The sequence below is a fragment of the Gordonia sp. UBA7599 genome (assembly GCA_002477755.1).
GTDB lineage: Bacteria > Actinomycetota > Actinomycetes > Mycobacteriales > Mycobacteriaceae > Gordonia.
This window is the reverse complement of sequence record DLKD01000032.1, coordinates 1-26428: the sequence shown is the minus strand read 5'-3', so window position 1 is coordinate 26428 and position 26428 is coordinate 1. Positions and strand designations below refer to the sequence as shown.

25 protein-coding genes are annotated in these 26428 nt (G+C 69.3%); 9 read left to right on the top strand and 16 right to left on the bottom strand.

Going from position 1 to position 26428, the window contains the following annotated elements; translation table 11 throughout:
- Positions 1-48: 48 nt before the first annotated feature.
- Both B4L26_RS03350 and B4L26_RS03345 read right to left on the bottom strand, forming a co-directional pair.
- Positions 49-1095: a hypothetical protein gene (locus tag B4L26_RS03350; protein WP_290715816.1), complete on the bottom strand. Its 1047-nt coding sequence runs from the start codon at positions 1093-1095 to the stop codon at positions 49-51.
- Positions 1092-2453: a hypothetical protein gene (locus tag B4L26_RS03345; RefSeq protein WP_290715814.1), complete on the bottom strand. Its 1362-nt coding sequence runs from the start codon at positions 2451-2453 to the stop codon at positions 1092-1094. The genes B4L26_RS03350 and B4L26_RS03345 overlap by 4 nt, the downstream gene beginning before the upstream one ends.
- Positions 2454-2507: 54 nt before the next feature.
- Here B4L26_RS03345 and B4L26_RS03340 point away from each other — a divergent pair, with 54 nt between their 5' ends.
- On the top strand, positions 2508-4112 hold the full coding sequence (locus tag B4L26_RS03340) for a tetratricopeptide repeat protein (RefSeq protein WP_290715811.1): 1605 nt from the start codon (positions 2508-2510) through the stop codon (positions 4110-4112).
- Between the two features lie 18 nt (positions 4113-4130).
- Here the strand turns inward: B4L26_RS03340 and B4L26_RS03335 are convergent, their stop codons facing one another.
- The gene (locus B4L26_RS03335; RefSeq protein WP_290715809.1) at positions 4131-4580 is read right to left on the bottom strand and encodes a lipoprotein LpqH; all 450 of its coding nucleotides are present in this window, start codon (positions 4578-4580) and stop codon (positions 4131-4133) included.
- A 92-nt stretch (positions 4581-4672) separates the two neighbouring features.
- The gene (locus B4L26_RS03330) at positions 4673-5857 is read right to left on the bottom strand and encodes a CHAT domain-containing protein (RefSeq protein WP_290715807.1); all 1185 of its coding nucleotides are present in this window, start codon (positions 5855-5857) and stop codon (positions 4673-4675) included.
- Positions 5858-5916: 59 nt separating this feature from the next.
- Here B4L26_RS03330 and B4L26_RS03325 point away from each other — a divergent pair, with 59 nt between their 5' ends.
- A complete protein-coding gene (locus B4L26_RS03325; protein WP_290715805.1) occupies positions 5917-7215 on the top strand; it encodes an APC family permease in 1299 nt (432 codons plus the stop codon).
- Positions 7216-7224: 9 nt separating this feature from the next.
- On the opposite strand, the gene B4L26_RS03320 is transcribed toward B4L26_RS03325, so the two are convergent.
- The 4 genes from B4L26_RS03320 to B4L26_RS03305 all read right to left on the bottom strand — a co-directional run bounded on the left by B4L26_RS03320 (position 7225) and on the right by B4L26_RS03305 (position 10917).
- On the bottom strand, positions 7225-8046 hold the full coding sequence (locus B4L26_RS03320; protein WP_290715803.1) for an ABC transporter ATP-binding protein: 822 nt from the start codon (positions 8044-8046) through the stop codon (positions 7225-7227).
- On the bottom strand, positions 8043-9155 hold the full coding sequence (locus tag B4L26_RS03315; protein ID WP_290715800.1) for an ABC transporter substrate-binding protein: 1113 nt from the start codon (positions 9153-9155) through the stop codon (positions 8043-8045). The genes B4L26_RS03320 and B4L26_RS03315 overlap by 4 nt, the downstream gene beginning before the upstream one ends.
- A complete protein-coding gene (locus tag B4L26_RS03310) occupies positions 9152-10012 on the bottom strand; it encodes an ABC transporter permease (RefSeq protein ID WP_290715798.1) in 861 nt (286 codons plus the stop codon). The genes B4L26_RS03315 and B4L26_RS03310 overlap by 4 nt, the downstream gene beginning before the upstream one ends.
- A gap of 125 nt (positions 10013-10137) precedes the next feature.
- The gene (locus B4L26_RS03305; protein ID WP_290715796.1) at positions 10138-10917 is read right to left on the bottom strand and encodes an alpha/beta fold hydrolase; all 780 of its coding nucleotides are present in this window, start codon (positions 10915-10917) and stop codon (positions 10138-10140) included.
- Between the two features lie 85 nt (positions 10918-11002).
- Between B4L26_RS03305 and B4L26_RS03300 the strand changes: the two genes are divergently transcribed.
- Complete coding sequence (locus B4L26_RS03300) at positions 11003-12784, top strand: GNAT family N-acetyltransferase (RefSeq protein ID WP_290715794.1); 1782 nt, start codon at positions 11003-11005, stop codon at positions 12782-12784.
- Between the two features lie 55 nt (positions 12785-12839).
- On the top strand, positions 12840-13298 hold the full coding sequence (locus B4L26_RS03295; protein WP_290715791.1) for a peroxiredoxin: 459 nt from the start codon (positions 12840-12842) through the stop codon (positions 13296-13298).
- A 46-nt stretch (positions 13299-13344) separates the two neighbouring features.
- Here B4L26_RS03295 and B4L26_RS03290 read toward each other — a convergent pair whose 3' ends face one another.
- Complete coding sequence (locus B4L26_RS03290) at positions 13345-14052, bottom strand: cutinase family protein (protein WP_290715788.1); 708 nt, start codon at positions 14050-14052, stop codon at positions 13345-13347.
- Positions 14053-14077: 25 nt separating this feature from the next.
- Positions 14078-14353: a SelT/SelW/SelH family protein gene (locus B4L26_RS03285; protein WP_290715786.1), complete on the bottom strand. Its 276-nt coding sequence runs from the start codon at positions 14351-14353 to the stop codon at positions 14078-14080.
- 161 nt (positions 14354-14514) lie between these two features.
- On the opposite strand from B4L26_RS03285, the gene B4L26_RS03280 reads away from it, so the two are divergent.
- Entirely contained in the window at positions 14515-16773 is a 2259-nt protein-coding gene (locus B4L26_RS03280; RefSeq protein ID WP_290715784.1) for a glycoside hydrolase family 3 C-terminal domain-containing protein, read from the top strand.
- Positions 16770-18071 (top strand): wax ester/triacylglycerol synthase domain-containing protein, encoded by a 1302-nt coding sequence (locus tag B4L26_RS03275; RefSeq protein ID WP_290715782.1) that lies wholly within the window; start codon positions 16770-16772, stop codon positions 18069-18071. Before B4L26_RS03280 ends, B4L26_RS03275 begins: the two co-directional genes overlap by 4 nt.
- Here B4L26_RS03275 and B4L26_RS03270 read toward each other — a convergent pair.
- The 4 genes from B4L26_RS03270 to B4L26_RS03255 form a co-directional block, all read right to left on the bottom strand.
- Positions 18040-18801 (bottom strand): hypothetical protein, encoded by a 762-nt coding sequence (locus B4L26_RS03270; protein ID WP_290715779.1) that lies wholly within the window; start codon positions 18799-18801, stop codon positions 18040-18042. The two genes, B4L26_RS03275 and B4L26_RS03270, sit on opposite strands and share 32 nt — an antisense overlap.
- 73 nt (positions 18802-18874) lie before the next feature.
- Positions 18875-20590 carry an MDR family MFS transporter gene (locus B4L26_RS03265; RefSeq protein ID WP_290715776.1) on the bottom strand — a complete coding sequence of 572 codons (1716 nt, stop codon included), beginning with the start codon at positions 20588-20590 and terminating at the stop codon, positions 18875-18877.
- A gap of 103 nt (positions 20591-20693) precedes the next feature.
- The gene (locus B4L26_RS03260; RefSeq protein WP_290715774.1) at positions 20694-21170 is read right to left on the bottom strand and encodes a MarR family winged helix-turn-helix transcriptional regulator; all 477 of its coding nucleotides are present in this window, start codon (positions 21168-21170) and stop codon (positions 20694-20696) included.
- Positions 21167-21754: an HhH-GPD-type base excision DNA repair protein gene (locus tag B4L26_RS03255; protein ID WP_290715772.1), complete on the bottom strand. Its 588-nt coding sequence runs from the start codon at positions 21752-21754 to the stop codon at positions 21167-21169. The genes B4L26_RS03260 and B4L26_RS03255 overlap by 4 nt, the downstream gene beginning before the upstream one ends.
- Positions 21755-21786: 32 nt before the next feature.
- On the opposite strand from B4L26_RS03255, the gene B4L26_RS03250 reads away from it, so the two are divergent.
- A complete protein-coding gene (locus B4L26_RS03250) occupies positions 21787-22302 on the top strand; it encodes a hypothetical protein (RefSeq protein WP_290715770.1) in 516 nt (171 codons plus the stop codon).
- A 31-nt stretch (positions 22303-22333) separates the two neighbouring features.
- On the opposite strand, the gene B4L26_RS03245 is transcribed toward B4L26_RS03250, so the two are convergent.
- On the bottom strand, positions 22334-23191 hold the full coding sequence (locus B4L26_RS03245; RefSeq protein WP_290715767.1) for a hypothetical protein: 858 nt from the start codon (positions 23189-23191) through the stop codon (positions 22334-22336).
- Positions 23192-23408: 217 nt separating this feature from the next.
- A complete protein-coding gene (locus B4L26_RS03240; protein WP_290715765.1) occupies positions 23409-24296 on the bottom strand; it encodes a hypothetical protein in 888 nt (295 codons plus the stop codon).
- A gap of 220 nt (positions 24297-24516) precedes the next feature.
- Between B4L26_RS03240 and B4L26_RS03235 the strand changes: the two genes are divergently transcribed.
- Positions 24517-25572, top strand: a complete 1056-nt coding sequence (locus B4L26_RS03235) for a thiamine ABC transporter substrate-binding protein (protein WP_290715763.1) — start codon at positions 24517-24519, stop codon at positions 25570-25572.
- Positions 25556-26428: ABC transporter permease (locus B4L26_RS03230; RefSeq protein WP_290715760.1), on the top strand; the 873-nt coding region annotated here is incomplete at its 3' end. The genes B4L26_RS03235 and B4L26_RS03230, both read left to right, overlap by 17 nt.

Sequence of the window (26428 nt, the reverse complement as noted above, 5' to 3'; positions counted from 1 at the left end):
CGGCAATCCGGCGTCAGTCGGTGATGGTTTGCCGAAACGAGGCGGGATTCAGTAGTTCGCGTCAGCGACGATCTGCTCGGCGACGTAGAGCGGCACCGGATCGGCGACTCCTCCGATCCGCCGGCGAACCAATGCGCGTACACGGTCGCGCAGGTCGCGATCCCGGGCGCCGGCCACGCCACCCGCGGTGCAGACGAGTCCCGACCAGTCGGCCTGCCACGCCTGCGCGGCGGTGATCGGCAACTCGATGCGCACCCGCCCCTTGGGATCCAGGTCTCTCGACACCTCTACCGGCGGGTCGGCCAGCGACAGAGCCACTCGCACGGAGGTTGCCGCCCGGTCCGGCAGCAGCGCGACCTCGACGATGATGACGGCGTCGGGCGCTGCATCGACCGTCCAACTGATCGTGTCCTCGGCCGCGTCGAAGGTGTGGGCGGGAACCGACTCCCAGGCAACCGACGCCCGGCCGTGGAAGATCCCGGAGGGCGGCGTGGCCGTGGCACCCGGACCTGCGGCCAACGCGTAGTCGTCGGCTGCGGCGGGTACGTCTACGGCGGGCTCCGTCTCACCGGTTTCATAGTCGAGCCACCGGCGGTGCAGGTCCCGAACGTCCGCTCGCGAATGTATGGCCAGGGCGGTTATCGCTTCCTCGTCGTGCCCGACGAGCACGGCGTGCGGATCACCGTCGAAGCTGGTCTCGTCGAAGTAGGCGTCGCAGTTTCCTGTCAGCAGCGCGACCTCGACGTCGAGCACGACCGCCGGTAGGGCGTCGATGCCGTCGACCACGCTCGTCGGCCACCACCGTCGCAACCAGTGTCCCCATGCCAGCCGCCGCAGGAGTGCGAGCTCTTCGGTCGCCGCTGTGGCGACGTCGAGTTCACGGTGATCGGTCAGCGTCTCGAGTGCATTCACGTGCCCCTGCTCGCCGACGATGCGCCACAGCCACGTCGCCGATTCCGGCGCCCACGCATGCAGGCGCGGTTGCGCGTCGGCGCCATCTAGCAGCCCCCAGCGCAGCGTGCCGCCGGCCACCTCCAGGGTCAGTTCCGCCCACGGGGGACCGGATGTGGCGGTGGCCGTCGGCGAAATCCTCATCGTTCCGCCCTTTCGATCGCGGCTCGGATCCGTGAGCGCTGGTCGTAACTCACCGAGCGGGCGATTCCGTCCAAGAGGTCGCGAAGTGCGTCGGAATCGAAGTCCGCAGCGTCGGTAAACGGTTCGACGACCGACCGCCCGTGCAGCCGCACCCACAGGCGGCCCAGGTAGGGCCGCCAGAATTCGCGCAGATTGGTTGCGAGTCCGGGATGGTCAGTGTCTTCGGCCGCGGGCTCGGGTGCTGGGTCGTCGCCGAGGAGGACGCGTCGGGCGTACAGGATGTGCGCCTGCGCGGCCAGGCGGCGGGACAGGGCCTGCGCGTATCCGTGTCGGCACGGCTGAGGAGTCAGCGGGTGTAGTTGTGCGGCGACGACCACGCCGACGAGCATCACAGCGTGCCAGAGCGGACCGTCGAGCGCCCACGGCGCGCGGGACCGCTCGATCTCGGCGTCGACGAGTTCGGCGACCTCGGGCAGGTCTTCGCGGTCGGCGGTGCGACGCAGCGTGGTCGCCACCCGCGTGGCGATGGATCGGTCGAGGGGTGCATCGCCGTCCTTGCCCTGCAACGACGGCTTTCCCGGCGGGACCGATTGCGACAGCGCCGGCACCTGATTTGGCGCGGTGACCAAGTACGTGCCGAGAATCTCGCTGACAAGCGAGTCCCGGTCGAACAAGGCGAGTCCGCACCGCCCCGGCACCTCTGACGACGACAGGCCGGCCCAGCTTCGATTGCGCTCGCCGACCCCGGAATCGTCGTCCAGCACGACGTCCAGCAGTTCTGCGGCGCTGTGATCGGCGCCGATGTGTCGCGTCGGGGCGGCGCCTGCCCACACCGCGTCGAGCGCCGTCTGCAACTCGGACCGGTGGCGGTCGATGTGGGCGGCGAGATCGTCGACCGATTTACCCGACCGAGGCCGGTGGATGTCGTCGATCATCTCCGCCGCGATTGCGGCAGCGTTCCCGGCCGGGCGGCCGTGGACGACGGCGAGCTCGAACGCGCGTGGCAGGTACTGCTCCTGGATGTTGCCGCCGGTGATTCCGGCCGAGCGACGGGAGGCCTTCAACTCCACGAACCAACGGGCGGCGTCGGCGATCGTCGGTGCCGCTGCAACCACGAGATCTATCACCTGTACCGCGGCCTCCTCGTCGAGGAGCGGTTTGCCGAGGCCGGGAGCGGCCCGCAATCGGAGCACCAGCGGATCGATGAGGCATTTGACGGTTCGCGCCAGCGGACCGCCGTCACGGCCACTCATCACGGCCAACGGGGTGATGCCGGTGGATTCGCGTGTCGCCATAGCCGCCGCTCGCCACGCCTCATCGATCACCGCGAGACGTGGGCGCAGCGCGGTCACGGGCATCGGCGTCCTTCGGTGGCGTGTGCGGGACTGTGTCGGAGAATCTACCGTGGGGACATGGTCCACCTTGACGACGACGCGATCGAGGTCCGCGGGCTCATCGAGGAGCTGGCCGTCCAACTGCAGTCCGGGGATCCGCAGTGGACGGCGACGTTGGCGCGTGCCCGCACCATCGCCGACGTCGTGGCCGATCCGAGGTCGCGGATCGATGCCCAGATGCGCGTGGCCAACATCGATCACGTGCTCAGCCTCAACTCCGGCGACGTCGGGGCGGCACTGGCCCATCTGGACCGCTGTCTGGGACTGGTCGCGCAGGCCCGGGATATCGACGTCGGGGAGGCCGATCACCGTCGGCTCGACGAGCAGGAGTGGGGGCTGCGCCTCAACCGCTGTCAGGTGTTGCAGGCGATGGACGACATCGACGGCGCCGACGCCGAGGTGGTGTTTGCGCTCGAGTTGGCGTCGAACACGACCGATGCGCAGCGGAATCGCGCGATGACGCTGTGTTCGGTGGCGGCGATCGCCGTCGAGCGCGAGCAGTGGGGTCGTGCGCTGCGCTTCGCCGGGGAAGCCGTCGACGAGTGCGCCGCGCACAGTCCGGAGTCGCTGGGGGTGGCGTTGCTGAACCTCGCACAGTCGCATGCGCGGATCGGCGACTACGACGAGGCGGAGCGCGTCGCCGACCGCGCCGAAGGAGTCGTCGAGGACGTGTCGTCGCAGGCCGCACTTGCCCATCTCCGCGGCTACATCGCCATGGGCCGCAAAGATGCCGAGCGAGCGGCGGAATTGTTCGGCGAGTACGCAGCCACGGCGCGAGCACACGCCGACTTCCTGGAACCGCACCACCGCAGCGAATCGGCGAAGGCGCTCGGTATCGGGTTGCACGCCCACGATCCCGACGCCGCGCGCGAGCATTTCCTCGCCGTCGTGGAACAGGAGCGAGGAGCAGCCTCGCCGATGACTCTCGTGGCAGCACTGATCCAGGCGTCCGGGGCCACCCAGGATTGTGCGTTGGCCGCCCTGGACGGTGCGGAGGCGGAAGCGTTGCACGCCCATGCCGTGGCGCTGGTCGACGAGGCGGCGGAGGTGTCGCTCGCCCAACACCGGTTCGCCATGGCGGCGGTGTGCGACCTGACGCGCGTGCGCTACGTCGTCCAGTCCCACCCCCGCGTGACGGTGGATAACGGGCGCGTCCTGCGCGAAGCCCTCGACACGGTGCTCGCCGCCGCGGTGTACCTGCTTCACGTGGGCTTCGCCTCCTCCAAACATGTACAGCGGCGGCACTTCTGCGCCGAGCGCAGCGATGAGGCGTTCAATTTGGCGTTTGACCTGGCCGCTCGAATGGGTGAGACCGGTGTCGTCGCGCAACTCGTGGAAATGCGCAGTGCAACCCCAGCCGTTTCATCAGCTGCCTTCTCTCGGCCCGCGGTGTCCGCCTCAGTGGATTCCGTGCTGAGCGAGACCGCGTGGTCCGACGGTCTTGTCGAGGTCATGGCCGGTGACGGACGCAGCCCCGATGCAGGTGAGTACCCGACGTTGGTGGTGGCCGCGCCGCCGCGGCTGCTCCTGGACGCGAATACCGTCGTGCTCGGCGACGCATTCGACGTCGCCGAGCAACGGTACGGACTTGTCGACGACCGACCGCCGGTGACTACCTGGTAGGTACCGACGGTCAAGGCGTCAGGGGCAGGTGACCTTCATCTCGAAGGACTTGGTCGAGACCGCCGTCGGATTGGCCATGTCGACACCGCTCACCTTGCCGGTGATGGTGTACGACTTGCCGTCCTTGGTGGCGGTGGCTTCCCCGCCGGGCACACCCTTGGTCCATCCGAGTGCCTGGCCGTTGGCGTTGCCCAGACCCACAGCCTGTGCCTCCGGCTTGTCGCCCTCGGTCACGGTGGCGCCGACGCCGGCGTTCCCGCCGTTGTCGCCGACGGCGATGAGGACCTTGCCGTCATGGGTGGTGCAGGCGACGGTCCGCGACCCCAGGTCCAACGGCTTGCCGTCGACGGTGACAGTTGCCTCGCCGCCCGTCTTCGAGCCGTTGTCCGACGAGCACGCTCCCAAAGCGCCGATGAGGCCGAGAGCGCTGATGCCGGCGACAACGGTGGTGGTGATGGTCTTTCGCATGACTTGCTCCTGTGGTTCTGACTGAAGCCGCCCCTTGTGGGCTGCTGAAGGCGAACCTACGCGCGGCATCTGTCTACCGATCACAAGTCGCATCAGCCAACGGTGGTGGTGAGCGCCGCCCAGAGCAGTGGGCTGTCGGCCACATGGCCCTCGGCGTACCAGCGTGCGCGCCGTTCGCGTTGCCAGCGCCCCAAGGTGGGGATCGGATCGGTGCTGCGATGTGCTTCGTCGACGGCGAGGATCAACTCCTCCAGCGGTTGGCGGTTGCCCAGCTCGCCGGCGACGGCCAGTGCGCGATTGGTGGGTACCGCCCACCGCGTCGCCGTCACGAGTTTCGCGCCGATGGTCAACGCCGCCATGGACAGTCCCATCGCGTCGGGGTGGCGCAGGTCGCCGCCGGAGTTGCAGCCGATCAACGCGGTGCGCGGCGGGAAGTGGTAGCCGCCGGACAGCAGGTCGGCGGCCCGTAGCGGCAGCGCTGCCCCGGAGGGGCCGGTGCAGCACAGGTGCAGGGCCGCGTCGACGCTTTCCCCGTCGACCGACGCCGCGGTGACATGTCCGACGTAGAGGAGTCGCGCGGCGCCGTCGAGGTGGTGGCGCAGCCAGTCGCGATCGACGTCGGTGCGGCGGGCCAGATCGCGATACTCGGCCACGGCCGGACGCACCGCAGCCGAGCCGGAAAGGAGTGCGGCCAATGGCGAGCCGTTGCTCGGGCGGCCCAGCACCGAGCCGAGTGGCGATGTCGCCGACTGCCCGGGCACCACTGGGTCCACCACGACGACGACGGGGCCCTCGGGTGGCCCGGCGGATGGCGCGATTGCGCCCGAGTCGTCACGGTGACTCCCGCGCACGGTCGCCGGGGCCGAGCCGACGATGTCGGCAAGGTCGTCGAGAAGCAGCATCTCCCACGGGACCCGGGTCAGCGAGGCGCTCGGCTGGATCCGGACCAGTGGGCGCGTCGGGGCGTCGCACAGTGTCGCCAGCAGCTCGTCAGGCAACAGGATGTCGCCCAGCTGGCGGGTGAGGCGCGCAGTGGATTCAGGGTGTGCCAGAGGGCCGCGCAAGAGCGCCCGTTGGACGCCGTCGGCAATGGACTCGCCCGACAACGGGTCGGGGACCGCGTCGGCCAACGCGTCTGCGACCACCGCCAGATCGGCGGCGGCAATCCGCGCGACACCTGCGAAGTCGTGGGGCCCATCGTTGTCCACCCATCGCCACGTGAGGTACCCGTCGCCGGCTTGCGCGTACTTGACCAGCAGCGTCGGCGTTGTAGCCATAGTCGGCAGTCTGCCAGGTAGCCGCGGGTAACGTTCCCCATGACCTCAGGAGGGCCTCTTTGGCACGCACGGGCGACATCGGAGTGGCGGCCGCGACCGCGATCGGCGTCGGCGGCATGATGGGCGCCGGGCTTTACACACTGGTCGGTCTCGCAGCCCATACCGCCGGCGTGTGGATCTGGGCGTCATTCCTCGTCGGCGGCGTGGTGTCGGTGTTCAGCGTCTACTCCTACGCCAAACTCGGCGCCCGCTACCCGAGCCGCGGCGGCGCCGCCGAATTCCTCATCCGATGCTTCGGCGACAGTCTCGTCGCGGGCGGGCTCAACATCTTCCAATTCCTCGGTTGGATCATCGCGATGGCGCTGTACGCGACGGGGTTCTCCGGCTACGTCCTGCACCTTGTTCGACACGAAGGCAGCGCTTGGGTCGGCAAAGCGATCGGCGTCGGCCTCGTCCTTTTCCTGATGGGGGCGAACTTCATCGGGGCCAAAGCGGTGGGCCGGGCCGAGCTCGTGGTCGTCGGGATCGAGCTGGTCATCATCGTCGGGTTCGTGGTGGCCGCGGCACTGCGGGCGACGCCGTCGAACTTCAGCGAGGACACCGGTGGCGACGGCCTGCTCGGCATGTTGATCGCGGCAGGCCTGCTGTATGTGACCTACGAGGGCTTCGGAGTGGTCACCAACTCCGCGGGGAATATGGCGGACCCGCGCAAGCAGCTGCCGCGCGCGATGTACCTCGCGCTGGGGATCGTCGTGACCGTCTACGTGGTCGTGGCGATCATGATCCTCATGGTGTTGCCGCTGGCGATCGTCGAAGCGAATGCCGGACACGTACTCTCCGAGGCGGGCCGCGCTGCCGCGGGACAGGCCGGCTTCATCATCATCGGGGTCGCGGCACTGCTTGCGACGGCCTCGGGCGTCAACGCGACCCTCTACGGCAACGCCAACCTGGCCTACACCGTGGCCAAGACCGGCGAGATGCCCGCAGACTTCGCGCGGGGAGTATGGCGTTCGGGCACCTGGGGACTGGTGGCAGCCGCCGCGCTGACCTGTCTGTTCGTCGTCGCGTTCCCGTTGTCGTCGGTCGGGCAGATGGCCAGTATGGCGTTTCTCATCGTCTACGGTGCCGTCAGCTTCGGGCACCTGCGGGTTCGACGCGAGACCGGTGCCCGAGCGCCGCTGCTGATCGCTTCGGTCGTCTTGAACGCAGGACTGTTCGCCTTGCTGCTCTATTACTCGGTCACCGAAGGGTCGACCGCCGCAGCGACCACTCTGCTGCTGGTCCTCGTCGCGAGCTTCGCCTTCGAGTACGCGTATCGGCGTGCGACGGGCCGACGCCTGCGCGTCGCGGCCCAGTGAGCTCGACGATCAGCCGTGCGCGTCGTAGATCGCCTTCGACAGCTCAGCCTTGAGGGCGGCGAACTCCGGCGTGCCCAGGACTGACGGGTCGCGCACCCCGTCGGGGGTGTCGCCGGGTAGCTCGACGCGGCGGTCGAGGATGACACGACCGGGGCGGGCACTCATGACCAGCACACGCGTTGCGAGGAACGTGGCCTCCTCGACCGAGTGGGTGATGAACACGATCGTCTTGCGCGCCTGTCGCCAGATCTTCAACAGGTCCACCTGGAGGCGTTCGCGCGTCAATTGGTCCAGCGCGCCGTAGGGCTCGTCCATCAGGATGATCGCCGGATCGTTGATGAGGACCCGGGCGATCTGGGCGCGCTGCTGCATGCCGCCGGACAGCTCATAGGGTCGCTTGTCGCCGAAGTCGCCCAGACCGACCTTCTCGAGCATCGCCGTGGACTGTTTGCGTCGCTGCGCCTTGGGGACGCGGCGCACCGACGGTCCGAACTCCACGTTGCCGCGCACCGATAGCCACGGGTAGAGCGTCGGCGCCTGGAACACCACGCCGCGGTCGACGGCCGGACCGCGCACGATCTTCCCGCCGACCTCGACGGTGCCGTCGGTGGGCTCGAGGAATCCGGCGAGCAACTGCAGCAGCGTCGTCTTACCGCAGCCCGACGGTCCGACGATGCAGACGAACTCGCCCGGCTCGATGGTCAGATCGGTGGCCTGCAGCGCGATCGTCGGCCCCGATGCGGTGTCGTAGGTCTTGGACGCACCGGTCAGCACGACCTTCTCAGCACCGCCGGTACTCAGTGCCGTGTCTACCGTTTCAATTTCAGTCATCGTGCACCCACCGATCGGGCCGCGTCGGGATACAACGCGGCGATGTACGCCTCAACGGGACGAACCGCATCGACCTGCCCTTGCGACAACAGGAACTGTGCGGTGTTGCGCAGGTCGGAACCGAGCTGTCCGCCGAGGAGTCGTGGAGCGGCCTGCGCCGCCGCGTCGAAGTACTGGTAACCCTTGATCTGCGTCAACACCTGCTCCACCGGCACGCCGAGCTGTCCGGCGATGTGCAGGGCGGCCTCGTCGGGCTTGCTGGCGAGCAGTCGGACGGCCCAATCCTGTGCCGCGGCCCAGACCGCGAAGAAGCGCGGATTCTGCGCGACGAAATCGGCACGGGCGCCGCTCAAGTCGTAGGTCGGCGACCCCTGCTCGCCGACCCGGGCACTGTCAGTCAGCACGTGCGCGCCCTCGGTGTGCAGCTCTGCCAATGTCGGTTCCCAGATGTAGGCGGCGTCGATCTGCTTGCCCAACCAGGCTCCGCGGATCGCATCGGGGGTGAGGTTGAGGACCTGTGCCTGACCGGCGATCCCTGCCTTCTCCAGGGCGGTGAGGAGGCTGAAGTGCGCGGTCGATGCGAAGGGCACGCCGATGCGCTTGCCCTTGAGGTCGGCAATCGTCTTGATGGACGGTTCGCGGGCGATCAGGGATTCCGCCGCCCCGATCTGGTCCTGCACCCACACCACCCGCATCGGGATGTCCAGCGGCAGGGACAGTGCCTTTGAGGCCGGCGCGCTGCCCAGGAGCCCGAGGTCCAGCGAGTTCGCACCGAAAGCCTGGATCACGTCACCGCCGGAGGAGAACTTGCTCCACACCAGCTTTGCCTTCGGCAGGCACGTCTCGAGGAGACCGGCGTCCTTGACGATGAGGTCGCCGTTGGGGATCTCCTGCCACGCGATGCGGATGGTGCCGGTGACCGACGGGTCGGGGGCCACGGGGCATGCGACGGCGCCGCCGATGGCCCGCGACTGCTCGGGGCGGCCCGATTTCACGCAACCACCGAGGCCGACGACGAGCAGGGCCGCAGCGGAGACGACGGCGGTGCGCCGTGCGACGGTGCGCAGGCTGCTGGTGCGCGGGCTGTTGGTGTGTGGGGTGGTGGTCATGCCTTTCCCTTCCACGGCACGAGGAGCACGCCGATCCACTTGATCAGCGCGTCGAGCGCCAGGGCGGTGATGCCGATGACCACGATGCAGGCGATCGTCAGCGCGGTGTTGAGCTGCTGGCCCGACAGGTACGCTAACCCGCCGATGCCGGGGATGCCGTTGTTCAACTCGGCGGCCACGACGGTCGTCCACGCGAATCCGACGGCGATCCGGATGCCGTTGATGACCTCCGGAGCGGTCGCCGGGAGCACCACGCGAGTCACGGTCTGGGACCGGCTGGCGCCGAGTGCGCGGGCCGCGTTGATCTGGTCCTGCTTGACCGAGAGCACGCCGTCGGCAGTCGAGATCGCGATCGCGGGGAACGCGGCGAGGAACAGCAGCCAGATCTTCGAGGTGTCGCCGATACCGAACCAGACGATCAGCAGGCCGATGTAGCCCAGCGGCGGAAGTGCGCGCAGGAAGTTGATGTAAGGCTCGACGATCGTGCCGAACGTCTTGGACGTGCCCATGAGGAAGCCGACGATCGGTCCGAGGATGATCGCGGCACCGACGCCGGCGCCGATCCGCTGCAGGCTGGCGACGAGGTGCTCCCACAGGAAGTAGTTCTGTTCGCCGAGTACCTCGCGGGGCACACCCGGCGCGACCTGGTGCCAGGTGCTCGCGCGCACGGCTGCGCGCCACACCGCCGCCGGTGTCGGGAGGAACTTCTCGTCGACGAGGTGCAGCGCCGTGATCAGCCACCACACCAGAAGAAACGCGATGAGTGCGGCCAATCGGACCAGCCACGCCCGAACGGCGTGGGGTAGCGGCTCGATCACCGCATTCTTGACCCGCAACAGCGGGGGTTCGCCTGCCATTGCACGATAATCGCCGATCCGGCGGGCAATTCCCTATGCCGCAATCTCGCTGAGCGAAACCCTCCGGACCCGCGGCCATATCGGGTATGGCCCGCTCTGGGCCGATGCCCGTTTCAGTCCAGTTGTCAGTTCAACCGGCTGACGTCGTAGAGGAGTAGACCAGGCCAGCGGCGGACGTCGCGGGGGCTCTCGGCCACGGTGAGCGTGGACTGTCCGAACACGTCGGCCAGGGTCGTGGCCGTCGACATCGGGTGCGACGGGTCGTCGACCCAGGCGAGGATGCGGACCGGAATGTCGATGCGGGCCAGGTCGGCGGGGTCGGGGAGGTCGCTGCCGGCGGCACCGCGGTACACCGACGGCAGGAGGGCCTCGGCGACCTCGGGCAGCGTCTCGGGATGGCCGACGGCCGCGGGTGGCTGCGGGGCGTCGCGACCGGCCGCGAGGAAGGGGCTCTCACCCTGCTCTTCGATGAGTGCGGCATTGGCGAGGTACTGCTGCGCCTGCGCGACACGGGTCTCCCACGCGGTCGGTGGCAGCAGTAGTGTCAGTCCGGCGAAACGATCTGGGTCTTTGATGGCCGCGTGCATGAGGGTGCCCGAACCCATCGACGTGCCGACGCCGTACACGCGCTCGCCGGGGAAGAACCCGTCCAGCAGGGTCAACAGGTCACCGGCCAGGTTGGGCCACAGGTAGTCGTCGGCATTGCGGCTGCCCGTTGAGCGGCCGTGACCGCGTGCGTCATAGCGCAGCAGCCGCGTGCCCGACAGGCCGCGGCCGAGGTCTAGGTCGAGCACGCGGTCGCGCGCCCGGCTGGACGTGAGGCCGTGCAGTTGGACGACCGGGTGCCCGCCCTCGTCGCTCAGCTCGACAGACAATGCCGCGCCGGGCAACTCGAAGACCGTCATGGGGTTCCTCTCATGTCGTTGTCATCGTACGAAGGCCGTGCGGCCGGTGCGAGCGGAGCACGTCTGCAGCCAGTAGGGTACGGCCATGCGGCTCACCAACGTCGCCCACCTGCGCCTCCCGTTCGGCCGGTTGATGGGCTACGACGTCACCGTCTCCGAGCCCGGTGCGGTCCTGCCGGTGTCCTTCGATCAGCGGCGTCACGTCGGTGCCGGTGAGCGCGGCGGTTCGTGGATGGCATTGTCGTTCCGACTGACCGACTCCGTCGGCCTCGACGAGCTCGCGGCGGCGTGGCTCGCGGTCATCGCCCGCCACGGCACGCTGCGCACGGTCTTCACGCCCGGATCCGACGACGAGCCCGAACTCGCCGACGTCGAGATCAGCGCGGGGGAGTGGATTGAACACCCGGTCGCCCCCGGTGAGGCGGTCAACGACGCGCTGCGCGACGTGCTCGACCGCACGTGCACCCCGTACTCGCGCCCTTCGCACCGGTTGTGCGTCCTGGAGACGGCGGCCGGGCCGACGATCGTCGTCGCCGCCGACCACTCGCACGTCGACATGTGGTCGATGCTGCTGATCCTGCGTGACTTCCTGGCGGCACTCGGGCGCGTCGAGGCCGGTGAGGCGTCCGGGTTGGACGAGGTGCCGCCCTTCGTCGCGCACACGCGCGCATTGCGCGAGAGGGCGGCTGCCCCCGACGATGTGCGGCGACGCTGGGCCGAGATCATCGACGACAGTGGCGGCGTGATGCCGCTGTTCCCCCTGCCGCTGGGCACCGCCGATCCGCACGAGGAGCGGGTCGAGGTCCGCGACGTGTTCGACGTCGACGACAGTGCCGCGTTCTCGGCACAGGCGCGCGATGACGGGGTGTCGACGTTGGCGCTGGCCGTCGCCGCGATGACGGCGGTCACCGCAGAGATGGCCGATGCACCGCTACGGGCAGTGTTCCCGGTCCACAGCCGTTATGACGACACTTGGCACGACTCGGTCGGGTGGTTCATCACCAACTCGGTCCTCGAATCCACCGTCGCGGAGCCACGGGCCGCATCGGCAGCGGTCCGGGAGGCCGTGCGGCTGGGGTCCTGGCCGCTGGACGACGTGCTCGCCCCCTGGGGCGGTATGCCCGAGGCGCCCGGGATGTTCGCGATCTCGTGGTTGGACCTGCGTCGCCTGCCGGTGCGGGTGGACGCCGCCGGCCTCGGCGCCCAGTACGTCGGCGCGACGATCCGAACTGACGGCGTCATGCTGTGGTTCATCCTCGATGGCTCGGGACTGCACCTGCGGTGCCGCTACCCGGACACCCCCGAAGCCCGGACGAACGTCGGTGGGTGGCTCGACCGGTTGGTCGCCACCCTGCAGGCGGGCGCCCGCTCGTCAGTCGGCGGAGTTCTGGTCAACCGCGACGGTGAGACGTTCCGCGTGCAGCGCGCGACCCGTGCCGATGTGCCCGCGATCGTCGGACTGCTGCTGGACGATCGGATCGGCGCCACTCGCGAGGTCGCCGAGTACGCCCCCTACGAGGCCGCCTACGACGTCGTTGCCCGCGACCGGTCGCACTACCTCGCGGTGGTGCGCGCCGACGACGGGCGGGTGGTCGGCACCATGCAGCTCACCGTGTTGCCGGGCCTGTCGCGGCGGGGCACGACGCGGCTGCAGATCGAGGGCTTGCGGGTGGCCCGGGCCGACCGGTCGCGGGGGTTGGGCACGGCGATGCTCACCTGGGCACACGCACACGGTCGGTCGCACGGCGCGACGCTGGCCCAGGTGACCACTGACGAGACCCGTGAGCGGGCCCGCGAGTTTTACGCCCGCCTCGGCTACACGGCCAACCACGTGGGTTTGAAGCGCGACCTCGCGCCGCCGCCCTGACTTCGAGCGCGACCGGGCAACCGCGCGGCAAGTGGGTGGCTGGCAGACTGGGGGTATGAAACCCGGTGACACCGCACCCGACTTCGCCCTGCCCGATCAGACCGGCACGACCCGGCGGCTCTCGGAATTCCTCGCCGACGGTCCGGTCGCGCTCTTCTTCTACCCGGCGGCGTTCACGCCGGGCTGCACGAAGGAGGCCTGCCACTTCCGCGATCTCGCCGCCGAATTCGCCGCGGCCGGCGTGCAGCGCGTCGGGATCAGCCGCGACGCCGTCGAGAAGCAGCAGCGGTGGACCGACACCCACAATCTCGACTATCCGCTGCTCGCCGACGTCGACGGTGCGGTCGCGCAGGCCTACGACGTTCGCCGCGGCCTTCTTGCCAAGGTCGGGATGCCCACCAAGCGCACCACCTTCGCCATCGCGCCCGACGGCACGGTGGCCGACGTCATCGCCTCGGAGATCGACATGTCGGTGCACGCCGACCGGGCGCTGCGGGCGCTGGGCAAGTCGTAGCGCGCGTCGCGCGGGACTGACGCGCGGGTCTGACGTGCGGGGCTAGCTATAGTCGCCGCGCGGCGAAATCGGCCGCGGCGAAGGTCATGCCGTTGAACGGGTAAAGCGCGTGTTGGATGCTCGGCTGGCCGATCGGGGCGCCGTTGCAGATGGTGTCGCCCGGCGCGCAATAGCTCGCGACCTTGGGGACGAACCGCGCGCCGATGGTGATCGGCGGTGCCCCGGTATCGCGGATGAACCGCGCCGACGGTGCGCCGAAGAACACCACCGCGGCGAGGTGCGGAGTGACGAACGTCGGCAGCGGCCGGGGCGCCAGCGCCGCGTACTCCTGGTACTTGCGCGGGATCTGGAGATGGTCGACCAGGGCGTAGCCGGAGACGACGGCGCCCTGGGAGTAGCCGCCGAAGACGATGCGGCTGCGCGGACACGCCCTGGCGATGTGCTGGATATCGGCCTGGGACGTTTTCACGCCGTCGTTGATCGTCTCGACGATCTTCGCCGGATTGCCGAAGTTGTCGCTGGCCGCGTAGCGCACGGCCCGCACCCGCAGTGACCGGCCCTGGGTTCGCAAGCGGAGCGCCTCGACAAACGCGAGACCGGTGAAGCCGACGGGTCCGCCGGGTTCGGCGGTACCGCGGGCCCAGAGGACCTCCACGTCGGCACACGGCGCCGCGGAGGCGGCGGGGGCGGTCAGCGTTGCACCGGAGGCGACGGCGAGTGCGCAGAGTCCTGCGGCGGCAAGGCGTGCGATCATCGGCCCAGGGTAGCGCGCCGAGCGTTCACGGGCGTTCGCCGTGCCCGAGGTTCCAGTCGGGTAGCGCAGAGTCGCGCACCAGCCGCTTCAGCGTTGCGGCGTCGGGGAAGCCGCCGTCGCTCGCGCGGTCCCAGACCCGCTCGTCGTCGACGTCGACCGTGAACACCCCGCCCGTGCCGGGCACCAGCGTGACGCGGCCCAGTTCGGATCCGAAGGTCGACAGGAGCTCCGAAGCCATCCAGGACGCGCGCAATAACCAGTTGCACTGCGTGCAGTAGGTGATCGTGACCGTCGGCGTCATGGAATCGCACCTGCTGCGGCTACGCCGCGGCCGCCTCGTCCGCCTTGGCGGTCGGTGTCGCTGCCACCCATCAGCATCGCTACGAGGAGTCTCCTTCGGAGTCGGATCATTTCGAACCGGGTCGCTGTGGACACTACCGGCGACCGGATAGATTTGGGCGCATGCCTTCCAAGCCGTCCGATCACCTGTCCCGTGCCTGTGACATCGTCGCGTCGTTGACCCTGGAGCAGAAGGCGGCGGTCACCACCGGTGCCAGCTTCTGGGAGACGGTCGGGGTCGACGGTGCCCCCGCGTTCACCCTCACCGACGGACCGCACGGTATCCGCAAGCAGACCGGCGATGGCGACGCGCTGGGCCTCAACGACTCGGTGGTCGCGGTGTGCTTCCCGCCGGCGGTCGCGATGGCGGCGACCTTCGACACGGACCTGTCGGCACAGGTGGGTGACGCGCTCGGGCGGGCGTGCCTCGCCGAGAAGATCGGCGTGCTGCTCGGGCCGGGGATCAACATGAAGCGCTCCCCGCTGGGCGGGCGCAACTTCGAGTACTACTCCGAGGACCCGTTCCTCGCCGGGCGCATGGCGGCGGCCTACGTCAACGGCGTGCAGGCGCACGGCGTGGGCACCTCGCTCAAGCACTTCGCAGCCAACAACCAGGAGACCGAGCGGTTCCGCTACAGCGCCGATATCGATCCGCGGCCGCTGCACGAGACGTACCTGCGCGCCTTCGAGCACGTGGTGCGCGCAGCGCAGCCGTGGTCGGTGATGGCCGCCTACAACAAGATCAACGGCGTCTACGCGACGCAGGACCGGTGGTTGCTCACCGATACGCTGCGGGGCCGGTGGGGGTTCGAGGGCCTCGTCGTCTCCGACTGGGGCGCGGTCGACGACCGGGTGGCCTCCGTGGCGGCCGGCCTCGACCTGGAGATGCCCGGCGGCACCGGTCTGGGCCCGGCGGCCGTCGTCGCCGCCGTCGGGCACGGTGCCCTCGATGAGGGTGCGCTCGACGAGGTCGCCCAGCGCGTCATCGCCCTCGCCCTGACCGCAGCCGATAATGCCGTCGACACCGACTACGACAAGCAGGCTCAGCATGATCTCGCGGTCGCGATTGCGCGGCGGTGTATCGTCCTGCTCCGCAACGAGCCGGTCGGTGACGCACCCGTTCTGCCGCTGGCGCCCGCGCAGCAAGTTGCCGTCATCGGCGAGTTCGCCCGCACCCCGCGCTACCAGGGCGGTGGCAGCTCCAAGGTGAACCCGACACAGGTCGACGCCGCACTCGAGCAGATCAGCGTCCTCGCCGAAACCGACGTCGTCTTCGAGCCCGGGTTCACCACCGACGGCGACGGCGATGACGCTGGCCTGGCGGCGGCAGCCGTTGCCGCGGCGCGCGACGCCGATGTGGCGGTGCTGTTCCTCGGGGTCCCCGATGGGGCGGAGTCCGAGGGCTTCGACCGGACCGGGTGGGAATTGCCGCGGGCGCAACTGGACTTGTTGGCCGCGGTGCTCGAAGTCAACCCGCGCACCGCCGTCGTGTTGTCGCACGGCGCGGTCCTCGACCTCGCCGAGGTCGTCGCGGCACCGGCCGTCGTCGACGGCCAGCTACTCGGGGAGGGCGGCGGCGCCGCAGTCGCCGACATCCTCTACGGCCTCGACGACCCGTCGGGCCGACTGGCGGAGACGGTGCCGCTGCGTCTGCAGGACACCCCCGCCTACCTCGACTTCCCGGGCGAGCTGCTGCACGTGCGCTACGGCGAGGGCGTGTTCATCGGGCACCGCTACTACGACGCCCGCGGTCTGGAAGTCCGCTTCCCGTTCGGCCACGGCCTGTCCTACACGACCACGGAGTTCACCGACGTGTCGGCGGTGGTGACCGACGACGGGATCGACGTGACGCTCACCGCCACCAACACCGGCGGACGCGACGGCCGGGCCGTGGTGCAGGTGTACACCGGCCTGGACACCTCGGTGGTGGCGCGCCCACCCCGCGAGCTGAAGGGAATGGCCGCGGTCCGACTCGCCGCCGGGGAGAGCACGAGCGTCGCGGTACACGTCCCGCGCGCCGAGCTGGCGTACTGGGACCGAGACGCCGCCGGACCCGCCGGGCAGTCCGGCGATTGGGTGGTCGAGGGCGGCGAGTACCGCATCGACATCGGGCACAGCAGTCGCGACATCGTCGCCACCACGACGGCCACGGTGGCCGCCGATCCCTCGACGAAGACCGCCGGGCTCGCCTCGACGCTGTCGGAGCTGCTCGCCGACAAGGCGACCCGGCCGATTGTGCTCGGCGCCTTGGAGAAGTCGATGGGCATCACCGAACTCGACCCGACCCTGGAAAAGTTGATCGGTTCGATCCCGCTGGGCCGCATCGCGCCGATGCTCGGTTTGAACGCCCCCGAACTCGAGGGCGTATTGGCCAAAGCGTGACCCGCCTTACCCCGGTCGACGCCCGGATGCTGTGGGCGGCACCGGCCGCGCACAGCGACCAGTTCCTGCTGTATGCCTTCGACGAAACCGAGGCGTCCGCCGACGCCGTGCGCGCGCAGGTGCTGGCGCGAGCCGCGGATATCCCGCGGTGCAACGTCGCGGTTCGCGAGGTGCCCGGCCACCTCGACTACCCGGCCTGGGGACACTCGGCGGTCGCCGGGGACCAGGTCGTCATCCATCGCCTTGCCGATCGGTCGTGGACCGGGCTGCTCGAGGAGATCGGCGTCCTGCTGGCCGACCAGGTCGATCCGCGCGAGCATCCCTGGCGGCTGCACCTGTTCGACGGTGTGGCACCGCCTCCCGGTATCCCAGGCGCCGCCGCGCGAGTGCGGGCGGCGGTGCTGCAGGTGTCGCACGCACTGGCTGACGGTCGGGGTGCCAGCGAGCTGGCGCGCCAGCTGTTCGGCGGGTCACCCGCCGATCCGACGACCGCGGGACCGTCGACCCGGCTCATCCCAACTCCGCTGCGGGCGTTGGGCGGATTGGTCCGGCTGCCGGTACAGATTGCCGGGCTCGTCGTCGGCGGGGTGCGGTCCTACGCCCGGTCCCGCGGCGAGGATCCGGACGGTCTTGGGCCGGTGGCCCCGGCGTCGATCAACTGCACGCCCGGACCACGGCGCGTCCTGCGCACACTCACCGTCGAGCGCAGTGTCTTTCCCGGCCGGGTGACCCCGAGTGCCATCGCGGCTATCGGGGACGCGCTGGCCTCCGCGGGCCTCGTCGACGGCGATCCCGTCGTCGAACTCACCGTCGGTCGCGGGGCAGCGAACGGTGGCAGGCCGGCCAACGACTTCTTCATGGCCGGTATCGCCACCCGCACGGACCTGCCCGACGAGGCTCGTCGTCGGGTGATCGTCGAGCAGATCGACGCCGCCCGCGCCCGTGACGGAGCCCGGGACCGGGTGGCCGCCAGGCGTGCCGAGGACGCGACACCCGCAGTGCTGATGCACTGGGCCACCACTGGATTCGCGTCACCGGTGGCGGACGCGGTGACCGGTCACTCGGTCGTGTCGTCGGTGAACCGTGGCGCGGCTGATCTCTTCCTTGCCGGTGGTCGGGTCCGGCTCACGGCCGGCTTCCCCGCTCTGTCGGCCGTGCATGCCCTGACCCACGGGGTCCACGGCATCGGGGACGCGGTGACGGTGTCGGTGCTTGCCGATCCCGACGTCGTCGACGTCGCCGCCTACCTGCCGGTTCTGGCCGAAGCTATTGCTCGAGGACCGGCCGACCGCGGGTGAGCCGCTTGGGCAGGCGCTCGGCCAGCCCGCCCAGCGGTGCGACCGAGGCGTTGAGGAGTTCCACGGTGGCGCGCAGGTCGCTGACCGCCTCTTGCATCGCCATGAGGCTGGGGGTCAGCTCGTTCATGTTCTCGGTGAGTTCGGCGACGCGGTCCAACGGGCCGCCCGGCGCGATGGCGCGTTCGACGGCGCCCTGGTCGCCGAGGAGTTGGTCGAGCAGGCCGTCGTCGTCGGCGAGGCGGTCGATGATGCCGCCCGGTTCGGCGACTTTGTCGAGCACGCCGCCGGGTTGGGTGAGCTTGTCGATGACGCTGCCGTCGGCGGTGAGCCGTTCCAGGATCCCGCCCTCTTCACTCATCGCATCGAGTAGCCCGCCTTTGGCGGTGAGCCGCTCGAGGATGCCGTCGCTGCCGGTGAGCCGGTCCACGACGCCGTTGTGGCGCAACAGCCGGTCGACCGGGCCGCCGGCCTCGAGAGCGCGACCGATCGGGCGGTCGGGTCCGAGGAGTTCGGCGACGTGGCTGAGGATCTCCAGCGGCGAACGCGTGTCGGCGAGCAGGTCGGAGTTGATCCCCAGGGCGTGGTTGATCTCGTTCTGCACGCCTTCGGCGCTGACGCGGGCGACCGCGACGGCGGACTCGACGGCACTGAGCGCGACGCCGGTGATGGCGAAGCCGAGGCGGATCGGCAGGCCGATCACCGTCTGGGCAGTCAGGTTGGGCGTATCCATGCGCACAGCTTAGGACACGGCGTCGGATCCACCTGCGACATTGGCTTCGCGGGCGCCGTGGTCGGCCGGACCGTTACCGGGTCGGTGCCGTCCCGTCGGCGCGACGCTCCGCCTCGACGACGTCGACCGATTCGTCGGGAGCCAGGCCGGCCATCGCCTCGGCGGCGCGCTGCTGCTGTTCCTCCAGCGGAGTCATGGTCTTGAGCTTGACCTCCTTGATGAAGAGGATCGCGACCAATGCGAGGCCGCCCATGACCGCGGCGATGGCGAAGATGGTCGGCACACCGTCGCCGAAGGCGTTCTGCTGGACGGCCGCACACTCCTCGGTGAGGTTGCCCGCGATACCCGCCTTCAACAGCTTGCCGCACTCGGTGACCTTCTCCATGGCGCCTTGCGCGCCCAGCGTCGGGACCAGCGAGTGGCCCAGTGCGGTGAGTCCGGACAGGGTGAGGTCTTTGACGTGCGTCGACAGCACCGCACCGAGCACCGAGACGCCCGCCGCACCGCCGAGGGAGCGGAAGAAGGTGACGGTCGACGTAGCGACGCCGAGGTTCTCCGCGGCCACCGCGTTCTGGACCGGCAGGACGAGGTTCTGCATGGTCATGCCCATGCCGGTGCCGAGGATGAACAGGTAGAGCCCGATCAGCCACATGCTCGTGTGCGCGTTGATCGTGGCGAGCAGGGCGAAACCGGTGGTCAGGAGCACACCACCGGCGATGAGGAAGATCTTCCAGCGGCCGTACTTGGTGATCAGCCCGCCCGAGATCGTCGCGAACACCAGCGATCCGAGCACCATCGGCAGGGTCAGCAGACCGGCGATGGTGGGCGAGTAGCCGCGGCCGAGCTGGAAGTACTGCCCGAGGAACACCGCCGAGCCGAACAGGGCGACGCCGACGGCGATGCTGGCGAGGGTGGCCAGTGCGGTCGTGCGGTCGCGGAACAGGTGCAGCGGGATGATCGGGTCTTCGACCTTCAAGAACTGCGGAAGGAAGCGGTTGAGGAGCTTGCCCTCGGCCAACACGGCCAGGACCAGGAGGACCACGCCCAGCGCGGCGAGGCCGTAGGAGTGGCCCGAGGCCCAGGCGAAGGACTTGCCGGCCAGCGTGACCCAGGTCAGCAGGATGACGACACCGCCGGCGATCAGCGACGCGCCCAGGTAGTCGATGCTGACGCCGGGCTTGCGGATCGTCGGCACGTTGAGGGTCTGCTGGATCACAATCAGCGCGATGATCGCCAAGGGCACGCAGACGTAGAAGGTCCACCGCCAGCCCAGCCAGCTGGTGTCGGTGATGACGCCGCCGAGCAGGGGGCCACCGACCGTGGCGATCGACATGATGGCGGCGATCGGCCCCTGGTAGCGCCCGCGCTCACGGGGGCTGAACATGGACGCGATGACGATGATGACTAGGGCCTGCAGGCCGCCCAGGCCGATGCCCTGGATCACGCGGAAGCCGATCAGCATGGTCGCCGAGGTGGACATGCCACCGAGGATCGAGCCGATGGTGAAGAGCACCAGGGAGATCTGGACGAGGAGCTTCTTGCTCATCAGGTCGGCGAACTTGCCCCAGATGGGTGTGGTCGCCGTCGACGCGAGCAGGGTCGCCGTCACGATCCAGGTGTACTGGTCGGTGGTGCCGTGCAGATCCTTGATGATCTCGGGCAGCGCGATCGAGACGACCGTCGACGAGAGGAAGGCTACGAACATACCCAGCAGCAGGCCGACGAGGGCCTCGATCTTCTGGCGGTGCGTCATCGGAGTGAGATCCGAATCGGCGGAGGCGTCAGTCATGGACGAAACTCTTTCTCCAAAGGGGGTGCCGGGACGAGTCAGTGCGACTGCGGCAACCGGCAAATTCTAGCGGACTTTAGTTGCAACACGCAACTAAAGCGGTCTATTCCAGGTCCGCATCGTCGCCGACGCTCGCACCCAGGCGGCCCAGCAAGTCGATCAGGGTGCGGATATCGACGGGATCCCACTGTGCAAGCCGGCTGCGCCACCGCTGTGTCACGGCCGCCAATGTCTCCTGGATCCGGTCGCGTCCATGATCGGTGAGGTCGATGAGCCGTGCCCGTGCGTCGTCGGGGTCGGGATAGCGGTGGACGAGGCCCAGCCTCTCCACGGCGTCGACCTGGCGGGTGACCGTCGACTTGCCCACGCCCAGCGCATGCACGAGTTCCGACATCGGGACCGGTGCGCGACGCGCAACCGACATGAGCAGCGGGTAGCACGACGGGTCCATCTTCGGGTCGATCACCGCGGAATGGGCGCGGGCACGGACCCGGCCGCGTCGCCAGAAGTCGGTCAGCTCGGCCTCGAGTTCGGCGATCAACTCATCGGTCGCACCGCCTGCGCCGGTCGGTTCACTCATCCCTGTGCCTTCGCGGCCGCCTTTGCGGCCTTCTTGAAATCTCGGACCTGCTGGAGGGAATCGGCGTCGACGACGTCGGCCACCGACCGGTACCCCTTCTTCGCGTAGTCGCCGGCGGCCTTCGTCCAGCCCTTCGGTGCCACCCCGAGTTGCTTGGCGAGCAGTGCCAGGAAGATCTTCGCTTTCTGCTCCCCGAACCCGGGGAGAGCGCGCAATCGCGCGAGGAGTTCGGCGCCGGTGGGAGCATCGGACCAGATGGCAGCGGCATCCCCGCCGTATTCGTCGACCACGACGTTGGCCAGCGCCTGGATCCGACCGGCCATCGACCGGCCGTAGCGGTGAACCGCCGGCGGGGTGGCGCAGAGGTCCGCGAATGTATCGGGGTCGGCGGCGGCGATGGCGCCCGGATCGACGGTGCCGAAGCGTTGGGAGATCTTCAGCGGCCCGGCGAACGCACGTTCCATGGGGAACTGCTGATCCAGCAACATCCCCATGAGTAGGGCGAACGGATCGGCGGACAGTAGCGCGTCGGCGTCGGGGTCCTGGGCGATCGTCAGCTGCGCGGAAATCGGCAAGTCGTCCATGGCCCGAGTGTATCGACCGCTAGGGTGGGCGCATGCCAAGCGGAGTGAAGACAGCGCTGCGCGTGCTGGGGGCGGGGTTGATCGTGGGCGCTGCCGTGGCGGCGCCGGTGCACGCGGCACCCGGGGACGACCCGTACGCCGGGGGGCGCAACTACGTCAAGACGTTGCAGTGTCCGGTGGCCGACCCGTGGCCCGGGCCGCCCCTGCACACGTGGGTCGATGTCTGGAACCGGATTACCTACCCGTCCGACGGGCTGCCGCCGCCGGCCATCGCGCTGGTCGCCGACACGCGCCGGGAACAGACCACGATGACGCCGATCACCGAGTACTCGATGTGGATCACGGTGAACTGGCGCAACGCCGACAACGGTCGCCGTGGAACGGTGAAACTGCGCGCCCGTGCCCCGCGAAACACCTGGCAGGCCGTCCTGCACCCCGGTCGGGGTCGGGTGTTCTTCGAGATTCATCAGAGCGTGACGGCGATCCTTGCGGTTCCGGGTGTGAACCCGCAGACCGCGGTGTGCCGGGGATCGGCCACCGCGGTCTGAGTACGCGGCTGCTGCCGCGGTCGCCGTGAGGTCAGGAATTGATGATTCCGACCGCCGGCAGGAAGAAGCATTCGCGGTTGCCGCCCACCGGCGCGTTGCCGTAGACCGCGGCGAGGATCGTCCCCTTGCCGGTGTCGACCGGGACCAGACGTGCGCCGGACAGCCCGGGAAGCGCCTTCAGCACCGGATTCGTGTCCGCCAGTGGAGCGAGATCGGCCGTCCCGCCCTGCATCGTCGCGGTGTTGAACCAAGCGACCTGCATGTTGCCGCCTTTGCCGGCGACACCGGCGTCAGCGGGGATGAAGGCGAACGCCGTGTGCTTGTCCTTGACGACGTTGGGATCGGGCACGTTCACCCCGGGCAGGGGAAAGGGCAGCGTGCTCACGGGATTGGCCGTGCGCAGCGGCCACGGACCGGGGATCCCGGCTGCACCCGCGGTCGCCAGCCCGAGCGGGTTGTCCGGCGTCGGGGCGGTGCACAGCGGCGCGACCGACGGGGAGAGCGGGTGCACGCCAGCCTGGCGCAGCAGGCTCAACGGGTCGGCAGCGGCGTCCACCTTCTTGATGCCCGGTGTCGGTACTTGATCGGCGGCGGTGAGCGGCGAGATCTGACCCGCGGCGCCGATGATGGCCTGCAGGACCTCGACGAGCACCTTGTCGCCGCCGAGTTGCTTCACGAAGTGCAGTGCCGCGGCCAGTTCGTTGTCGAAGGGGACCTGGATCGGCAAGACGCTGGTTCCGCCGGGGTTGGCACGCGGAAGTTCCGGTGCCGCGGGCAGGGCGGGCACCTGTGGCGCGGCTTGGACGGTGGGGGCGCCGATCGCCAGCACGGTCGCGCTGAGCAGTCCGACGGCCGCGGTGAGGGCTGGTCGTGGGAGGTTGCCGAACATTGTCACTCCAAGTCGTGTGTTACCAGTGTTACTAATGAGGTTTCAGTGACAGAACAACACGCATGTGACTATGAGTGCAATCGGTGAGTCCGAGCTGTGACGCTGCTGATACCGCGCATAGACACCGGAGGCGAAGCCTCCGGCGCGAAGGCAGCTCAGGGCGAAGTCCCGTTCTTTGCCTTTGAAAGGGGACACAGGGGCCGGAGCCCCGCGGGGATCAGATGTAGGCGATGCCGATGACCGGCACGATCCCGCAGGAGACGATCCGCTTGGACTTGGTGCGGGTGGTCACGGCGCCGGAGATGACGCTCAGCACGCGGCCGCGGCCGGTGGTGGCGATGGCGGTGAAGGTGCCTGGACCGTCGGTCGCATTGATCTTCGGGTTGCGCTTCAAGTTGATACTGCCGGTGCGGCCCGTATCGAGGTTGAGCCACTGGGCCACGAGCGGTCGCGCATGGTTGGTGATTGCCGGGCCGGTGCCCAAGCTGGTGTAGACGTAGCCGGCCTGCCCGCGCTTGGGTCCGGGGGCCGGTGCCTTCTGGGGGCCCGCGGTGACCAGGGCACGACCGAGCGAGTTGCCGCCACCGGCCGACCCGAGGGGGCCCTTGGCGGATTCGGGCATGCAGCCGATCCCGATGGTCGGGTACAGGAACTCCTGGATGCGCGGCGCGCCGGGGCCGCGGGGGATCTCCGGGTCGCCGGGCTTGGTCTTCTTCTTGGCGGCCGGAATCTGGCCGGTCCGGTGGTAGGCGGCCAGGTTGCGCTTGCCGGGCTCGGTCAGGAAGTCGGTGATCTGGCGCCACACAGCCTTCACCTCGACGGGGAGCGACGGATCCGAACCGAGCGTCTGTGCGTCGGCGAAGATGGCGGGATTGACCTTGCCGTCGGGGCCGGGAGTGGCCATGGATCCCACGATGGCGGGGGCGAATGCGCCCAGGGAGTCCAGCACGCGCTGGTCGACCTTCGTCGGTGCGACCGTCAGTGCGGCGGTCAGCCCGTCCTGCGCAGCAGGGGCGGCGTGTGCGCCCGGGATCGCCGCGACAGGCGCGGCGAGGGCGGCGGACAGGGCAATGGTGGCCGCGGCGAACGGAAGCGTCAGTCGCACGGGGTGAATCCTTACAGTCGGCGAAAGCGATCGCGCGTCAGTCTATGTCGCGATGCGGGTCGCTTTGGGGTGCGGGAGCGCATCGAACCCGCAGCACGCACCATAACCCCAAGAATCTGTAACCACTGTTACTGGAGATTCAATTGTTACGAAGGTGTTCCCGTTGGTGTTCCCGTGCATGGCGGCCGCGCGCGGCCTACCGGGGTGGTTAGATCGATCCATGCCGCTGCGTCGCTCGCTGTCGAAGTCCGTGTCCACGTCTGCGCCGCGCCGAGTCGCGGGTGTGGTCCTCGCGGCAGCGCTCGCCGTCGGGATGGCCGCCTGCGGCGGACCGGACAACGACCGCACCGTCACGATGCTCACCCACGATTCGTTCGAACTGCCGTCGTCGGTGATCGACGCATTCCACCAGAGCACCGGGATGACCCTGAAGATCGCGAAGTCCGGCGATGCGGGGAAGCTCGCCTCGCAGATCTCGCTGACCCCCGGATCACCCAAGGGTGACCTGGTGTACGGCATCGATAACACGTTCGCGTCGCGCCCGATCGAGGCAGGCGCGCTCGAAAGCTATATATCGCCGGCCGCAGTCAACGGAGCAGACCAGTATGCGCTGCCGGGTGGGTCGAACCTGCTCACCGCGGTGAACCGCGGCGACGTGTGTCTCAACGTCGACCTGGCCTGGTACGACCGGCGCGATGCCGCACCGCCGACCTCGCTCGACGATCTGGTGAAGCCGCAATACCGCGACCAGGCGGCGCTGCTGGACCCCGGGACGTCCTCGCCGGGCATCTCGTTCCTCCTCACCACGATCGGGCAGAAGCGCGGTGGCTGGGAGGCCTACTGGCGCCGCCTCGTGGACAACGGCGCGACGATCGTCTCCGGGTGGGAGATCGCCTACAACCAGCTGTTCAGCGCGGGCGCCGGTCACGGCACCAAGCCGATCGTCATCTCCTACGCGTCGTCGCCGGCCGCAACGCCGGGGACGGCGGCACTGTTGGAGACCTGCTTCCGGCAGGTCGAGTATGCGGGCATCCTCAAGGGCGCGGCCAACCCCGAAGGGGCGCGCAAGGCCATCGACTTCCTGCTGAGCCCGACTGTGCAGAAGGCACTGCCGTCGGCGATGTACGTGTATCCGGTCACCCGCGGGATCGCCATGCCCGACGGTTGGGCCACCCGCGCCCCCATTCCGGAATGGACGGTGAACATGCCCCCGGATTACATCGCCGCGAATCGGGAGAAGTGGCTGCAGCAGTGGCGCGATGCCGTCCGACGCTAAGCGCTTGCGCGGTCGCGCGGGGGTTGCACTGCTGGCGGTGATACCGCTGGCATTCCTCGTGGTCTTCTTCGGATGGCCGCTGCTCGCCCTGTTCGGACGTGCCGTGGCCACCGGGGACGGGGCGGGGATCCTCGAACTCCTGCAACGTGCCGGAGCCGGCCCGCTGTTGGCGTTCACGCTGGCGCAGGCGGCGGCGTCAACGGTGCTGACGCTGATCGTCGCAGCGCCGATCACGTGGTTGGTGGCGCGCGTGCGCTTCTCCGGTTCGCGGTTGCTGCTGGTCGTCGTCACCCTGCCGTTCGTGCTGCCCAGCGTCGTCGTGGGCATGGCGTTCCGGGCGGTGTTCACCGGCCCGCTCGGTTTCCTACCTCCTTGGATGGGCGGCGCCCTCGACGATGCCGGTCCCAGCCTGATCCCCATCCTGTGCGCGCACGTGTTCTTGAACGCGGCCGTCGTCGTGCGGGTCGTCGGAGCGGCGTGGGCGGGGCTCGATCCGAGTCTGGAGCAGGCCGCGCAGATCTGCGGTGCCACACCGTGGCGCGCCTTCGCGACGGTGACGCTGCCGCGCCTGGTGCCGTCGATCGCGGCCGCCGCCGCCCTGGTGTTCCTGTTCTGCACCACCAGTTACGGCGTGATCATGGTGCTCGGCAACGGTCGGGTGCGCACGGTCGAGACGGCGATCTACACCGAGGGTGTCGGCTATTTCCGGCTCCCCGAGGCCGCGGCGCTATCGGTGGTGCAGATTGTCGTCGTCGTCGCGACCCTGGTGGTGGCCCGCCTGCTCTCGGGGCTTGCGGGGACCACGCCGGGCGGGGCCGGGGCCCCTGCGGATCGTGCCGGCGGCCAGCCGCCGCGA